Raw genomic sequence first — 15,229 nt, forward strand, 5'->3', positions numbered from 1 at the left:
GACTCCTATTTTGGAAGTTCATCCAGGTTAAAGTTGGACTCCTATTTTGGGAACCCTTGCTACGGCGTGTCGCGGGATCTACGCGTTGGGCGGGCCATAATCGGCCGATGGTCAACCCGACGATCCAGCGGCGACGCCTCGGACTGGCGCTGAAGCGCGCACGCGAGGAGGCTGGCAAGACTCAGGACGACGCTGCCGCTGTCATCGACGCCGCAGCCAGCAAGATCAGTCGACTGGAACTCGGCCAGTCAGGGATCAAGCTGACCGACCTGAACCTGCTGCTCGACCTTTACGACGTAACCGGCGAAGAGGCGGAGACACTCCGCGAACTCGCGCGAGCCGGCAGACAACGGGGTCGTTGGAGCACGTACCGCAACGCGGTCCCGGACTGGTTCCGGCAGTACCTGGACCTTGAGGGAGACGCATCCGAGATCCGTTGGTACCAGCCGGAGGTTGTCCCCGGCATCCTCCAGATCGAGCCATACATCCGCGCCATGAACGCGACCGCCCATCCACGCCCGACGGCTAGCGACGTCGACCAGCAAGTTGCCGTTCGTCTGGAACGGCAGGCGATCCTGCGAGAGCAGAGCGGGCCCGACTTGAGCTTTATCCTCAGTGAGTCGGCACTCCGCCGAAGCATCGGCGACGCAGCAACCATGCGAAGCCAGCTGCTGCACTTGGCCGACGTCGCAGAGCAACCGAACGTCTCACTCCAGGTCTTCCCGTTCGACGCGCAGACCTACGAGACTGCGTCCTTCAACTTCATCATCCTGCGGTTCGGCGAAGACGCCGCGTCCGACGTGATCTACGTGGAGACCTTCACCGACGCCGACTACCTTGACCGGCCCGACGCGGTACGGGCCTACACTCGGCTGTGGGACCGACTCCGGGCCGCCGCTCTCGGGCCGGTAGAGTCGCGCAAGCTCATCCTCCGGATGGCGAACGACATGGAGCGGCAACAGACCTGAGAGAGTGATCATGGAGACCTCGGATCGCCCGGTCTGGCGCAAGTCGAGCTACAGCGACAACAACGGCGGCGCCTGCGTCGAGGTCGCGGCAATCAACAGGGGTGTCCTCGTTCGAGACAGCAAGGACAAGTTGGGCCCGGCCCTTCGCTTCGAGGGCCAGGCGTGGATTGCGTTCCTGGCCCGGCTGAAGCACTAGGCGACACTCCGGTGCGATCTGAGCGAGACACGATGAGGCCCTGCCCGGGACGTTCCGGGCAGGGCCTCATCGTTGTCGGACCGAAATCCACTCGAGATACAGGGAACCGGGGTATCCGAATGCCTGGGATACCCCGATTTCCTGCATGTTGTGTCGATCATGCGGGACGCGCGGCCCGGGTACGCCACCCGGGCCGCGTGTCGGTATGTCAGCTGCAGCCGCTGGTGGAGCCGCAGCCCTCGCAGACGTAGCAGCTACCGGCCGGGCGCATCTTCGTACCGCAGGTGAAGCAGAGCGGCGCGTCGGCGGCCTTGCCGATGACGGCCTCCAGCAGTTCGGTGCTGGAACCCACCGACGGCGCCGGCTTGGCGGCGGCGACGTCCGCGACCTCCTGCGCCGGCTGGGCGACCGGGCCGGTCTTCGGCTCGACGGGAGCCTCGACCGGGGCGGAGGCGGCCATCGCGGTGAGGTCCGCACCGCTCGCCTCCGCCTCCGCCTCGGCCTGGAGCTGGGCGGCCCGCTCCTTGGCGGTGAAGATGCCCAGCTCCGCGCGGCGCTCGTACGGCAGGAAGTCCAGCGCCAGGCGACGGAAGATGTAGTCCATCACCGAGGCGGCCATGCGCACGTCCGGGTCGTCGGTCATGCCGGCCGGCTCGAAGCGCATGTTCGTGAACTTGCTGACGAACGTCTCCAGCGGGACGCCGTACTGGAGACCGATGGAGATGGCCACCGAGAAGGCGTCCATCACGCCGGCCAGGGTCGAGCCCTGCTTCGACATCTTGAGGAAGACCTCGCCGAGGCCGTCGTCCGGGTAGGACGACGCGGTGAGGTAGCCCTCGGCGCCACCGACCGAGAAGGAGATCGTCTCGGAGGGGCGCTTCTTCGGCAGCCGCTTGCGCACCGGGCGGTACTCGACGACCTTCTCCACGACCGGCGCGACGGCGGCAGGGGTCTCCGGCTCGGCGACCTTCTTCTTCGCCGCCGACAGCGGCTGGCCGACCTTGCAGTTGTCCCGGTAGATCGCCAGCGCCTTGAGGCCGAGCTTCCAGCCCTCGAAGTAGATCTTCTCGACGTCCTCGACGGTGGCCTGCTCCGGCATGTTGACCGTCTTGGAGATGGCGCCGGAGATGAACGGCTGGACGGCCGCCATCATCCGCACGTGGCCCATCGGGGCGATGGACCGCTCGCCCATCGCGCAGTCGAAGACCGGGTAGTGCTCCGGCTTGAGGCCGGGGGCGTCCACCACGTGGCCGTGGTCGGCGATGTGCTCGACGATCGCCTCGACCTGCTCCTCGGGGTAGCCGAGGCTGCGCAGGGCGCGCGGGACGGTCTGGTTGACGATCTGCATCGAGCCGCCGCCGACCAGCTTCTTGAACTTGACCAGCGCCAGGTCCGGCTCGACACCGGTGGTGTCGCAGTCCATCATCAGGCCGATGGTGCCGGTGGGAGCCAGCACGCTGGCCTGCGAGTTCCGCCAGCCGTTCCTGTCGCCGATCTTGTTGCCGAGGGTCCACTGCTTGGTGGCCTCCCGCTGGACGGCGGTGGCCACGGTGCCGGACGGCTTGATCTCGTCGTTGGCGGCGGCGTGCTTGCGCATGACCCGCTTGTGCGGCTCGGCGTTGCGGGCGTAGCCGTCGTACGCGCCGACGATGCCGGCCAGCTCGGCGGAGCGGCGGTACGCGGTGCCGGTCATCAGCGAGGTGATCGCCGCGGCGACGCTACGGCCCTGCTCCGAGTCGTACGGCAGGCCGGAGGCCATCAGCAGCGCGCCGAGGTTCGCGTACCCGATGCCCAGCTGCCGGTAGGCGCGGGTGGTCTCGCCGATCTTCTCGGTCGGGAAGTCGGCGAAGCAGATCGAGATGTCCATCGCGGTGATGACCAGCTCGACCGACTTGACGAACTTCGCCACCTCGAAGTCGCCGTCGGCGCGGAGGAACTTCATCAGGTTGAGCGAGGCCAGGTTGCACGAGGAGTTGTCCAGGTGCAGGTACTCCGAGCACGGGTTCGACGCGGTGATCCGCCCGGTCTCCGGGCAGGTGTGCCAGTCGTTGATGGTGTCGTCGTACTGGAGGCCCGGGTCGGCGCACTCCCACGCCGCCTGCGAGATCGTACGGAACAGCTTCCTGGCGTCGATGGTGTCGATCACCGCGCCGTCGAGGCGGCCGCGCAGGTCGAAGGTGCCGCCGTTCTCGACCGCCGCCATGAACTCGTCGGAGACCCGGACCGAGTTGTTGGCGTTCTGGTACTGCACGCTGACGATGTCGGCGCCGCCCAGGTCCATGTCGAAGCCGGCGTCGCGCAGCGCGCGGATCTTGTCCTCCTCGCGCGCCTTGGTGACCACGAACTCCTCGATGTCCGGGTGGTCCACGTCGAGGATGACCATCTTGGCCGCCCGCCGGGTGGCGCCGCCGGACTTGATGGTGCCGGCGGAGGCGTCGGCGCCGCGCATGAAGCTGACCGGGCCGGAGGCGGTGCCGCCGGAGGAGAGCAGCTCCTTGGACGAGCGGATCCGGGACAGGTTGACGCCGGAGCCGGAGCCGCCCTTGAAGATGAGCCCCTCCTCCTTGTACCAGTCCAGGATGGAGTCCATCGAGTCGTCGACGGCGAGGATGAAGCACGCGCTGACCTGCTGCGGCGAGGGCGTGCCCACGTTGAACCACACCGGCGAGTTGAAGCTGAACACCTGGTGCAGCAGCATCCAGGTCAGCTCGTGGGCGAAGACCTCGGCGTCGGCCGGGGTGGCGAAGTAGCCGTACTCCTCACCGGCGGTGCGGTAGGTGCTGACCACCCGGTCGATCAGCTGCCTGAGCGACCACTCCCGCTCCGGGGTGCCCACCGCGCCCCGGAAGTACTTGGTGGTCACGATGTTGGCCGCGTTGACGCTCCACGCTTCCGGGAACTCCACGCCGCGCTGCTCGAAGTTGATCGAGCCGTCCCGCCAGTTCGTCATCACGACGTCCCGGCGCTCCCAGGTGACCTCGTCGTACGGGTGGACCCCCTCCGTGGTCCAGACCCGCTCGACCTTCAGCCCCGCCCCCGCCTTGTTCCGTGACCTGCTCGTCGTCACACCGTCCCCCGGCATCTCATCGGCCCCTCGTCCGCGCGCCCCGCGCGGTCCGTCTGTCGCAAACTGCACAAAATCAACTGGTACGGCCCGCGGCCTCGACCGCGTCGGCCGCGGCGCCCTCGCGGGCCAGCGCGGCGGCCCGCAGCGTCTCGATCTCCCGTTCGAAGTCGGCGAGCGACTCGAACGACCGGTAGACGCTGGCGAACCGCAGGTAGGCGACCTCGTCCAGGTCCCGCAGGGGACCCAGGATGGCCAGCCCCACCTCATGGCTCGGGATCTCGGCGGCCCCCTTGGCCCGGACCGTCTCCTCGACCTTCTGCGCGAGCAGCGCGATCGAGTCGTCGTCGACCGGCCGGCCCTGGCACGCCTTGCGCACCCCGCCGATGATCTTCGTACGGCTGAACGGTTCGGTGACCCCGCTGCGCTTGACCACCGCGAGGACGGCCTCCTCCACCGTGGTGAACCGCTTGCCGCACTCCGGGCAGGATCGCCGCCGGCGGATCAACTGGCCGTCGTCGGCCTCCCGCGAGTCGACGACCCGGGAGTCGGGGTGCCGGCAGTACGGACACCGCATCGCCCGACCTCCTTCATCGATCACGGGCCGCACCGGCCGCCCTCCGGACACGCGTCGCCACGGCGGAGCCGTCGTCCGACGGTCTTCGCCGTGCTGGCGCTACGGAAGTGCGTTCGGTAGTCGAACCCAACCTATAGGCAACTTACGCCCGTGTGACTACTACATCTAGGGGTTGACCGTATGCCGCCGACGATGTGAGGTCAAGTTGGCCGGCGTGTCCGGCGCGTCACCCGCGTCCGGCGCCGGCCCCTCTTCCCCGCCGCCCCGAAACCCAACCGTCCGGCCGCCGCTCCGGTTATCGGCCACCGGCCGTCCGGCACCGACGATCCGCCGAATTAGAACAGTCGTTCGACGCGACGTACCATTTACCAGAACACGAGTACGACCCGCGCGGATTTTCACCCCGACACGCCGAGCGACGTCGTACAGATGTTTGAAAATGACTGATCTCACCTATACGGTCATGAACGACAGACGCACGGCGGTTCTCCGCCGATCGTCCCCGCACCACCGCACGCACCACGAGCCGACGAGGCACCACAGCGCCGACCAGGGAGGACGGACGTGACCGAGGACCGGGCCAGCCGGCCGAAGAGCCCGCAGCAGATCACCGAGGCGGGCCCGGCGGCCACGCGTCGCCGGGGCGCCGCGCGCAGCCGCACCGGCGCGCCCGCCGTGCGTCCGGTCACCCCGGTGGTGAGCGCCTTCCCCGACCCGGCGACGGTCGACCTGACCGCCCGCCAGCGGCGGATCCTGGAGTTCATCCGCACCTGGGTCGAGCGGCACGGCTACCCGCCGAGCGTGCGGGAGATCGGCGAGGCGGTCGGCCTGGTGTCGCCGTCCAGCGTCGCCTACCAGCTCAAGGAACTGGAGAAGAAGGGCTTCCTGCGCCGCGACCCCAACCGGCCGCGCGCGGTCGACGTCCGCGCCCCCAGCGACGTGATCGACGACGAGCTGACCCGCTCGCAGCGCCCGACCCCGGCGTACGTGCCGATGCTGGGTCGGATCGCCGCCGGTGGCCCGATCCTCGCCGAGCAGGCCGTCGAGGACATCTTCCCGCTCCCCCGCGAGCTGGTGGGTGAGGGCGAGGTCTTCATGCTCCAGGTCAAGGGCGACTCGATGCTCGACGCCGCGATCTGCGACGGCGACTGGGTGGTGGTCCGGCAGCAGCCCACGGCCGACTCCGGTGACATCGTCGCCGCCATGCTCGACGGCGAGGCGACGGTGAAGACCTACCGGCGCCGCGACGGGCACGTCTGGCTGATGCCGCAGAACCCGGCCTTCGACCCCATCCCGGGTGACGACGCCACCATCATGGGCCGCGTCGTCGCCGTCCTGCGCCGCATCTGACCTCGGGACCGGCGGCGCCCGCCGCCGGTAACCGTGCTGACCGACGAACCGTCGGCTCAGTAGCGGTCGCCGTGGTAGCCGCGCCCACCTCCGGGCACCTGCCCGTACGGGCCGCCCCAGCCCTCGTCGGGGCCGTCATCGCGGCGCCGTCCGGCGCGCGGGTCCGGCCCGCCGCCGCGACGCGGAGGCTCGGCCGGGCCACCGCCGTACACGCCACCACCGGGCCGGCCGCCCGGCCCACCGCCGTAGACGCCGCCACGGCCACCGCCGGCCGGTTGGCCACCGTTGGCGGCGGGGCGACCACCACCGGCCCCGGGCGGGTTGCCGCCGCCGTAGACGCCCCCGCCGGACGGGCGGCCGCCGTAGACGGCACCGCCGGCACCACCGGCGGGACGACCCCCGCCGTACACGCCGCTGCCGGCCGGGGGGACACCCGCCCGACCCGGCTCCCGGCCGGGCCCCGCCCCGGCGGGCGGACCGTACACGCCGCCGCCGGCGGCACCGCCGTACACGCCGCCTCGCGCCCGCTCGTCGGGTGTCTGGAAAGCGTCGGCCGGGCCGCCGTCGGCGCGCTCGTCGTCGTCCGGACCCTTGACGGGGTTGCGGCGGGCGCGCAGGATGCCGAACACACCGGCGCCGACCATCACCACGCCGATCAGGCCGACCGCGCCCACCAGGTACATGATGTCCTGCAACGACAGGCTGTCGAACCATGACGGCTCGGCCGCCTTCTTCGGCCCGGCCGCGGCCGCGACCGGCTTGGCGCCCTGGGTCGACGGCTTGTACGCGAGGATGTCGACCGTCTCGCCCTCCTCCAGCTGCCCGCCCTCGGAGACGGTGAGGAAGGACTTGCCGTCGGGGCTGTACGAGATCGCCTCGCCGAACGGGTCGGCGAGCGGCGTCACCCGGGGCTCCTTGGTGGTGAGCGCCTTGACCACGTCACCGCCGGAGACGTCGTACTCGAAGGCGTCCGCGTACGTGCGCAGCACCACCCGCGAGCCGTCCGGGGACCGGGCCGCGCCGGTGATCGCCGTCCGGCCGAGCACTCCGAGCCGGTTGTCGGTCTCCGTCTTCGGCAGCTCGACCTCGCCGACCTTCTTCATCGGCACCGGCTCGGTGTCACCGCTGCGCAGCTCTCCGCCGGGGGTGAAGATCTCCGCCTTGCCGGAGGTGACCTTCGTGATGATCAGCGGATTGCCGTCGTCGCCGATGACCAGGGCCTCGGCGTCGCGCGGCTTGCCGTCCGGGTAGGTGAGGCGGTGCAGCGTCGGCGGCTTGCCACCGCCGGCGGGCATGCTCCACACCGCCACCCGCTCACGGCGCTGCCGGCTCGTCACGTTGTCGCCGGTGTCGGCGATCCAGAGCGTCCGGCCGTCCGGCGAGAGCGCCAGGTCCTCGGTGTCCGCCGGGCCGCCGCCCGAGTAGCGGACCGGGTCCTTGGCGATCTTGCACTTCGTGTCCAGGAAGAAGACCCGCTTGCGGCTCTCCAACTCGGTGCCGTCGTTGATCACGATGTAGCCGGTCTTGGTGGCGACCAGCCCGGACAGCTCGATGAGCCGTTCGTCGGTGACGGTGCAGCGCTTCTGGCCCGCCGCGTCGACCGGTGACGGGGTGGCGACCAGGACCGCACCGGTGGCTGCCACGGTCGCCCCCAACAGGCTGAGGACACCCGTGACCGAGGTGAGAACGCGGCGCATCCTCATAGTGTCGCACGCCGCCGGCACACGCCCGCGCGGCTGGACGGCCCCGGGGGCCTAGGAACGCGGGCCGACCGGCTCCGCCGCCTCGAAGGGAGCCAGCTCGGCGGCGAGCGCCTCACCGACCCGGACGTGCAGCAGGGTGCCCTCGGGCAGGTGGGCGGTGCTCAGCACCTCGCCCTGCCGGTGCACCCGGGCCACCAGATCCCCCCGGTCGTACGGCAGGACCGCCCGGACCTCGACCGCCGGGCGGGGCAGCCGGCCCTCGATCGCGGCACGCAGGTTCTCGACACCGCGCCCGGTGTGGGCGGAGACGAGGATCGCCTCCGGCCACAGCCGCTTGAGCCGCAGCAGGGTCTCCTCGTCGGCCGCGTCGGCCTTGTTGACCACGAGCAGCTCCGGCAGCCGGTCGGCGCCCACCTCGGCGAGCACCTCGCGGACCGCGCGGACCTGCTCCTCCGGGTCCGGGTGGGTTCCGTCGACCACGTGCACCACCAGGTCGGCCTCGGCGACCTCCTCGAGCGTCGACCGGAACGCCTCGACGATCTGGTGCGGCAGGTGCCGGACGAAACCGACCGTGTCGGAGAGGGTGTAGAGGCGGCCGTCGGAGGTGGTCGCCTTGCGGGTGGTCGGGTCCAGCGTGGCGAAGAGCGCGTTCTCGACCAGCACGCCGGCGCCGGTCAGCCGGTTGAGCAGGCTGGACTTGCCGGCGTTGGTGTAGCCGGCGATGGCGACGGCCGGTACGGCGTTGCGGGCACGGCGGGCGCGCTTGGTCTGGCGAACCGTCTTCATGCCCTTGATCTCGCGGCGCAGCCGGGAGATCCGGGTACGAATCCGACGCCGGTCGGTCTCCAGCTTCGTCTCACCGGGACCGCGCAGACCCACACCACCGGCGCCGCCGGCACGAGCGCTACCACCGCTCTGCCGGGACAGCGTCTCACCCCAACCGCGCAGCCGCGGCAGCAGGTATTCCAACTGGGCCAGCTCGACCTGCGCCTTACCTTCCTTGCTCTTCGCGTGCTGGGCGAAGATGTCCAGGATCAGCGCCGTGCGGTCGACCACCTTGACCTTGGTGCGCTGCTCCAGGTTGCGCAGCTGGGACGGGGAGAGCTCACCGTCGCAGATCACCGTGTCGGCGCCGGTCGACAGCACGACCGCGCCCAGGTCGTCGACCTTGCCGCGGCCGATGTAGGTGGCCGGGTCGGGGCGGTTGCGCCGCTGGATGAGCCCCTCGAGCACCTGCGAGCCGGCCGTCTCGGCCAGAGCCGCCAGCTCGGTCAGGGAGTTCTCCGCGTCGTCCTGCCTGCCCTCCGTCCAGACCCCCACCAGGACGACCCGCTCCAGCCGCAGCTGGCGGTACTCGACCTCGGTGATGTCGGTGAGTTCGGTGGAGAGGCCAGGGACCCGCCGCAGCGCCTGCCGCTCCGACAGCTCGAACTCGCCGGTGGTGGCGTCGAGCTCGTCGTCCTCGAACGGTTCGAAGGTCTCCTGGTCTCGCAAACTCACGTCTCCTGTCCGTTTGGTCACGTAGGAAGCAATCCTGACATGTGCCAACGCCGGACGCACCCGCTATATGCCCGTGGCGCTACCCACTGGTAGCGGGGCCGGGTGCCGGCCGACCTGCGCCGGAGAGTAGAAATGCGGGCGAACCGTTCAGCGCCGACGGAGGGATCTGCGTGGCCATCACCCGACTGCCGAGTGCCGGATTCTCGATCACCATCCGGATCGCGGTGCCGGCGGACGCCTCGTCCATCGGACGACTGACCACGTCCGTCGGGGAGGCCGGGGCGATCGTCACCGCGCTCGACGTGGTCGACTCCGACCCCACCCACGTGATCGTCGACCTGACCTGCGACACCGCCGACACGAGCCACGCCGACCAGGTCGTCGACGCGCTCACCGCGCTGGACGGCGTGGACGTGCGCAAGGTCTCCGACCGCACCTTCCTGCTGCACCTCGGCGGCAAGATCGAGGTCAGCCCGAAGGTCGCGCTGCGGACCCGCGACGAGCTGTCCCGCGCGTACACGCCGGGGGTGGCCCGGGTCTGCCAGGCCATCGCGGAGAACCCGGCGGACGCGCGGCGGCTGACCATCAAGCGCAACACCGTTGCGGTGGTCAGCGACGGCTCCGCCGTGCTCGGCCTGGGCAACCTCGGGCCGGCCGCGTCGCTGCCCGTGATGGAGGGCAAGGCGGCGCTGTTCAAGCGCTTCGGCGGGGTGGACGCCTGGCCGGTGGTGCTCGACACGCAGGACACCGACGAGATCGTGTCGATCGTCAAGGCGATCGCACCCGCGTACGGCGGCATCAACCTGGAGGACATCGCGGCGCCGCGCTGCTTCGAGATCGAGGCGCGGCTGCGTGAGGCGCTGGACATCCCCGTCTTCCACGACGACCAGCACGGGACCGCGATCTGCGTCCTGGCCGCGCTGACCAACGCGCTGCGCGTCGTGGGCAAGCATCTGGCGGACGTCCGGGTCGTGGTCTCCGGCGCCGGCGCGGCCGGCACCGCGATCATGAAGCTGCTGCTGCGCCAGGGCGTGGGCGACATCATCGCGTACGACCGGCAGGGCGCCCTGCACCGCGGGATGCCCGACCTCAACCCGGCCTGGCGGTGGCTGGCCGAGCACACCAACAAGGAGAACTACTCCGGTGACCTGCCGGGGGCGATCCGCGGCGCGGACGTGTTCATCGGTGTGAGCGCGCCGAACCTGCTGACCGGCGATGACATCGCCGCCATGGCCAAGCACGCGATCGTGTTCGCGCTCGCCAACCCGGACCCGGAGGTGGACCCGCGGGAGGCCCGCAAGCACGCCGCCGTGGTCGCCACCGGCCGCTCGGACCAGCCGAACCAGATCAACAACGTGCTCGCCTTCCCCGGTGTCTTCCGCGGCATGCTCGACGCGCACGCGGAGGAGTTCACCGAGGAGATGGCCATCGCCGCCGCCCGAGCGATCGCGGACGTCGTCGGCGCGGACAAGATCAACCCGACCGTCATCGTGCCGAGCGTCTTCGACAGCCGCGTCGCCCCCGCGGTCGCGGCAGCGGTCCGCGCCGCCGCCCAGAACCCGGCCGCGACCCCGCCGCCCGCGGCGGACCCCGGCCCGGCCGACCTCCCGGAGATCGCGGCGAACGCCAGCGCCACGCCCTGACCACCTCGTTTGCAGATCTTGGAGGATTTCGGCCCCTGGAGGGGCCAAGATCCTCCAAGATCTGCGGTTGGTTGGCGGGAAGTAGTTACCGGTTGACCAGCCCGCTTGCCTGGGTAGGCACAGACGCCCTGCGCCTTTGTGTGACAGGGGAAGGCGCCGTGACGGTGTCCATCCGGTGCAGAAGTATGCGCAGGGTCCTCCGCAATTCGTCGAGGTCGCCGGGACGCGGCAGGCGCATGTGGGACATGCGGTTCCTGATAGGCACGACCCGATCGGAGAGCTGACGCCACTCCCGGTCGGACAAGCCTCCGACTACAACGTGCCGAGAGGTCTCTGCCGCCAGTTCCAGCAACTGGTCAAGGAGCAGCCAGTCAAGTGGAGAGTGTAGATCCGCAATGGTGGCGTAGTTGGTCTGTGTTTCCGCGCGAGCCAGCGCCAGGGCTTTCGCTGCAACGCTCTCCAGACCCTTAACGCGCCAGTCGCCCCCATGCTGATGCTCCAACGCCTGCGCAACCACAAACCGCACCGTGCGCTCCAACTCGAACATGCTAGTGGCGACCGCCCGCCAGACATTCGGCGCCTGAAGCACGTCCCGCAATGCCTGAGAAAGTGCAAGCCGCGCGGCATCGCGCCAGAACGGGTCGAAGAGCCGGACAACGTCGGTAGCGTCATCGATCGTGGCCAGGCCGGCGTCCTCGAGGGCCGACATCCAGTGCTCACGCATGTCCATCTGTGGCACGTCGACGATCCGGCACTCCAGCACAAGATGCTCTAGAAGCGCGAGTAGTTCCGGGCCAATCTCCGCGAATGCGTTGCGGAGCTTGGCTAGTAGAAGCTCCTCCGCGTCCCGGGCCTTCCGGTTGCCGGATCCCGAGGACCGATCGATCCGCACGTAGCCCTCGGCGAGGGCGACACACCCACGGGCCCGCGCGATGATGCGCTCCGCAGTGTCGTACGACAGGGTAGGCACGATCTCGTGCAGGCGTTCTGCGGAGACCGGCCGAGGATGGATCTTGGCAGCGTCGGCAATGACGGAGGAGCCGACCGGAACCGGAAACATCATTTGTGGCATGGTCGATACGATGACGACCCGATAGCCCTTCAGCAGTGCTGAATGCACGGCGGGTCGGGCCCTCCTGATCTGGTCCTCGAAGTCGCTTCTGCGCATGAGCACCTCTGGGCGCCAGATGACGTAGAGGTCGGCAGGCCCGCCGTCCTCAGGCACCAGGGATGGACGCAGGCCGTCACGGAGAATGTCCTCGCAGTCGATCAGCAGCGGCGTGAATCCGCGGCCGACCAAGTCCTCGTTGAGGTCTTCAAGGAAGTTTGCAGTGCGGCGGAGCGAGCCCGCGTGGAAGAAGGTGTAGTTCGCAGAGGCGATCCTCTCGGCAACGTCGGAGTACCAGCCTTGGGTCATCTCTTCCCCAGAGCCAACCGACTGAACGCCGTCAGCTGGAACCCTTCGCTCTCTTCGACGATGAGTCCCAGGTTGATGAGATGGTTCATCGCGGCCGGGTAGGCCTCCTCCACCTCGTCGCTGCTGAGCACACCTTCCCTGATCAGCCCGAGCACATCCGCCTCCTCGGGATAGAACCGCCGCATGCTCAGCATCATCTGGTGCACCTGTTCGGCAATTCCCCGGCGCCACGGCCGAGCGCAACGGGTCACGAGTTCCTCGGTCACCTGCCGTCCACTGAGGTCCCGGGGAAGCGCCGCCGCGATCCGGGCGCAGAGCGTTCGGTGCAGGAACACATGCCCCTCGGTGAGCGAGTAGACCTCCTTCAGGGCCTCCGGCTCCCACCGCACCGCCATCCGCCTACCCAGGTTCTCGACCAGATCACTTGCTGACTCGACACTGAGAGGCGGCATGAAAAAGGGCTTGGCCCACGCGAAGAGTGGATTCTCCCGCCCATACAGCAGCCCCGCCTCCAGCACAGCGCTGGTCAGACCGGAGATGAGGACGTTGAAATTGCCATTCTCCTGAACCAGCGACCGGAGGGCGCCCAGCAGTTCTGGTACGTGGGGCCGCTGGTTGGCCTGCGCGGTCTCGGGCCCGACGAACGACTCGATCTCGTCGAGGGCGACGACGAACTGCACGTCGGCAGAGTTCTTGTCCCCGAGCGTGGCCTGAAGGGCACGCCTGAACTCGCCGAACTCCGGCACCTTCGGCAACTGACTTAGCTCGTGCGTCCTGAGTCCGTGCTCACGCAGTCGCGGAAGCAGGCTGGTGGTCAGGTCAGCGAGGAGACTGGGCACGTGCCGTTCAGGCTCGGCTGGAAGATCCTCAAGGTCCCGCAGGATAAAGATCCTTTTGGCGGAGTTCGCGGACTCGAACCGCCTGCCGAGCTCCTTGACGAGTGATGTCTTACCGGTCTTCCGTAGCCCGAAGACACCGCACACACGCCCAACCCGGAGCTCTTCCGCGAGGCTTATCAGCAGATCCCTCCGGCCGAAGAAGTCCCGACCGGTCACCGGAAGCGTCTCCTCGTACAGGTTCCGCGCCGCGAGGCGATCGGTGAGTGCTGTCAGCAGCCGGGAGGCTGCCTCTGCCGGAGTGACTCCCGAGAGGGGCAGACCGACGACGGCGAAAGGCTCCCTCACGCTCCAGTCATCCAGCTTCCGCTCAGCGAGCGGATCCGGCGCGTAGATCATGAACAGGTCTTGCGTCGGTCGTCGCGGCTGATCGTCCTTCACTCGGGGAAGCCGCTCGAATGTGCGAAGCTGCAGGTCATCGTAGGGGCTGTAGTAAGCCATCACCTCGCGCGTGAGGCCGAATCCTCGCTCGATCACCTCCCCGAACCGGACCAACGCGGTCCAGCAACCCCGCTCACTCGAGGCCCTTCGCTCACGAGCATCGATGAAATCTGAGCCGAGCAATTGGAATGCCTCGCGATGCAGGCGCGCCACCGGAAAGACGTCCGTCAGTCGGTTGATGTGGCGGAGCAGCCTTGCATCTCGGGAGATCACCGCCCCACTCCGGAAAGCCGCTGGGTCGAATCCGGTCAAAGCCCCTCCCACCCGTCAGCCCAGGAATGCATGTGACAGTCCAGGGCGCTGACTGCGTCACCCTGACTCTCCTGCGACTTCGATGCCATCCGTCGGCAGGAGTCCCGTCGACGCTACCGCTGAGGCGTCCGCCAATGCGCCACCGAAGATGCCCGACCATCACTCTTTTCGGCTACGACGCTTGGACGAATGCCCTAGTCGCGCATCTCGTCGTCCGAACCAGAGAGGTACATTCTTTTGTCGTCAAGGTGTGCCGCTGTCAGCAATGCGACATTGCGCATTGCGGAGATCAATCTGGCGTGTCCATCGAGGCGTCGCCGGCCGAAGGACGCGACAACGCCCCCACGTAGACATCGCGCCCGCGCGCCAGTGGGTCAGGAGCCCAGCGCCGAGAGGGTGACCTGGCCGGTCGCGATCAGGACGGCCGGGCCCGCCAGCCAGCAGGTGTCGTCGGTGATGGTGACCGCTAGGCGGCCACCCGGGACGTCGACCGCGACCACGCCGGTGTTCCGGCCCGTGTCGCGGAGGGCGACCGCGGCGACCGCGCAGGCGCCGGTGCCGCAGGAGAGGGTCTCGGCGCTGCCCCGCTCGTACACGCGCATGAGGACGTGCCCGTCCGTGCCGTCGACCGGTTCACCTGGGGCGGTGAACTCGACGTTCACCCCGGTCGGGAAGACCGTCGGGTCGACCTGCGGTGCCTGGGTGAGATCGAGCGTGGTCAGCTCCAGGCCGGCCGGCAGCGCGCAGACCAGGTGCGGGTTGCCGACGTCGACGGCCGTACCGGGCAGGGTCAGCCCGCCGAGGGCGGCGATCGCCGTGTCGTACAACCGGGGACGGCGCATCTCGACGGCTACCCCCTCCCCCTCCACCCGCGCCCGCACGACGCCGGCGCGGGTGGCCACCGGCAGCGCCGCGTCGGACGGCGTGGCCAGCCCGGTCTCCAGCAGATAGCGGACGAACACCCGGGCGCCGTTGCCGCACATCTCGGCGAACGAACCGTCGGAGTTCCAGTAGTCCATGAACCACTCGGCCTCACCGGCCAGCGCGGCGCCGTCGGGGTGCTTCGCCGCGCGGACCACCCGCAGCACGCCGTCCCCGCCGATCCCGCGCCGCCGGTCGCAGAGCGCGGCGACCAGCCCGGGCGTGAGATCCAGCGCGCCGTCCGGGTCGGGCAGGATCACGAAATCGTTGCCGGTGCCGTGCCCCTTGGTGAACTCCACGC

General features: G+C 69.3%; 11 protein-coding genes. 4 read left to right on the forward strand and 7 right to left on the reverse strand.

Annotation, left to right across the window (positions count from 1 at the left end; genetic code table 11):
• Window positions 1-107: 107 nt before the first annotated feature.
• Window positions 108-968, forward strand: coding sequence for a DUF5753 domain-containing protein (locus tag ACTMS0_RS13040; protein ID WP_441155404.1), 861 nt, complete (start codon window positions 108-110; stop codon window positions 966-968).
• 10 nt (window positions 969-978) lie between these two features.
• The gene (locus ACTMS0_RS13045; protein ID WP_441155405.1) at window positions 979-1,164 is read left to right on the forward strand and encodes a DUF397 domain-containing protein; all 186 of its coding nucleotides are present in this window, start codon (window positions 979-981) and stop codon (window positions 1,162-1,164) included.
• A gap of 208 nt (window positions 1,165-1,372) precedes the next feature.
• Here the strand turns inward: ACTMS0_RS13045 and ACTMS0_RS13050 are convergent, their stop codons facing one another.
• Window positions 1,373-4,246: a vitamin B12-dependent ribonucleotide reductase gene (locus ACTMS0_RS13050; protein WP_441155406.1), complete on the reverse strand. Its 2,874-nt coding sequence runs from the start codon at window positions 4,244-4,246 to the stop codon at window positions 1,373-1,375.
• Window positions 4,247-4,304: 58 nt separating this feature from the next.
• Entirely contained in the window at window positions 4,305-4,805 is a 501-nt protein-coding gene (gene nrdR / locus ACTMS0_RS13055) for a transcriptional regulator NrdR (RefSeq protein ID WP_441155407.1), read from the reverse strand.
• A 564-nt stretch (window positions 4,806-5,369) separates the two neighbouring features.
• On the opposite strand from nrdR, the gene lexA reads away from it, so the two are divergent.
• On the forward strand, window positions 5,370-6,155 hold the full coding sequence (gene lexA, locus ACTMS0_RS13060) for a transcriptional repressor LexA (protein WP_441155408.1): 786 nt from the start codon (window positions 5,370-5,372) through the stop codon (window positions 6,153-6,155).
• Window positions 6,156-6,211: 56 nt separating this feature from the next.
• Here the strand turns inward: lexA and ACTMS0_RS13065 are convergent, their stop codons facing one another.
• Both ACTMS0_RS13065 and hflX read right to left on the reverse strand, forming a co-directional pair.
• Window positions 6,212-7,852, reverse strand: a complete 1,641-nt coding sequence (locus tag ACTMS0_RS13065) for a hypothetical protein (RefSeq protein WP_441155409.1) — start codon at window positions 7,850-7,852, stop codon at window positions 6,212-6,214.
• Window positions 7,853-7,909: 57 nt separating this feature from the next.
• Window positions 7,910-9,352: a GTPase HflX gene (hflX, locus tag ACTMS0_RS13070; protein ID WP_441155581.1), complete on the reverse strand. Its 1,443-nt coding sequence runs from the start codon at window positions 9,350-9,352 to the stop codon at window positions 7,910-7,912.
• Window positions 9,353-9,528: 176 nt separating this feature from the next.
• Here hflX and ACTMS0_RS13075 point away from each other — a divergent pair, with 176 nt between their 5' ends.
• Window positions 9,529-11,001: an NAD-dependent malic enzyme gene (locus ACTMS0_RS13075; RefSeq protein ID WP_441155410.1), complete on the forward strand. Its 1,473-nt coding sequence runs from the start codon at window positions 9,529-9,531 to the stop codon at window positions 10,999-11,001.
• Window positions 11,002-11,086: 85 nt separating this feature from the next.
• Here the strand turns inward: ACTMS0_RS13075 and ACTMS0_RS13080 are convergent, their stop codons facing one another.
• From ACTMS0_RS13080 to dapF, 3 genes are all read right to left on the reverse strand, one after another.
• Complete coding sequence (locus ACTMS0_RS13080; RefSeq protein ID WP_441155411.1) at window positions 11,087-12,418, reverse strand: hypothetical protein; 1,332 nt, start codon at window positions 12,416-12,418, stop codon at window positions 11,087-11,089.
• A complete protein-coding gene (locus ACTMS0_RS13085) occupies window positions 12,415-14,007 on the reverse strand; it encodes a hypothetical protein (protein ID WP_441155412.1) in 1,593 nt (530 codons plus the stop codon). Before ACTMS0_RS13085 ends, ACTMS0_RS13080 begins: the two co-directional genes overlap by 4 nt.
• Window positions 14,008-14,381: 374 nt before the next feature.
• Window positions 14,382-15,227 carry a diaminopimelate epimerase gene (dapF, locus tag ACTMS0_RS13090; RefSeq protein ID WP_441155413.1) on the reverse strand — a complete coding sequence of 282 codons (846 nt, stop codon included), beginning with the start codon at window positions 15,225-15,227 and terminating at the stop codon, window positions 14,382-14,384.
• Window positions 15,228-15,229: the final 2 nt, after the last annotated feature.

The sequence above is a fragment of the Micromonospora sp. H33 genome, from assembly GCF_052068455.1.
Taxonomy (GTDB): Bacteria; Actinomycetota; Actinomycetes; order Mycobacteriales; family Micromonosporaceae; genus Micromonospora.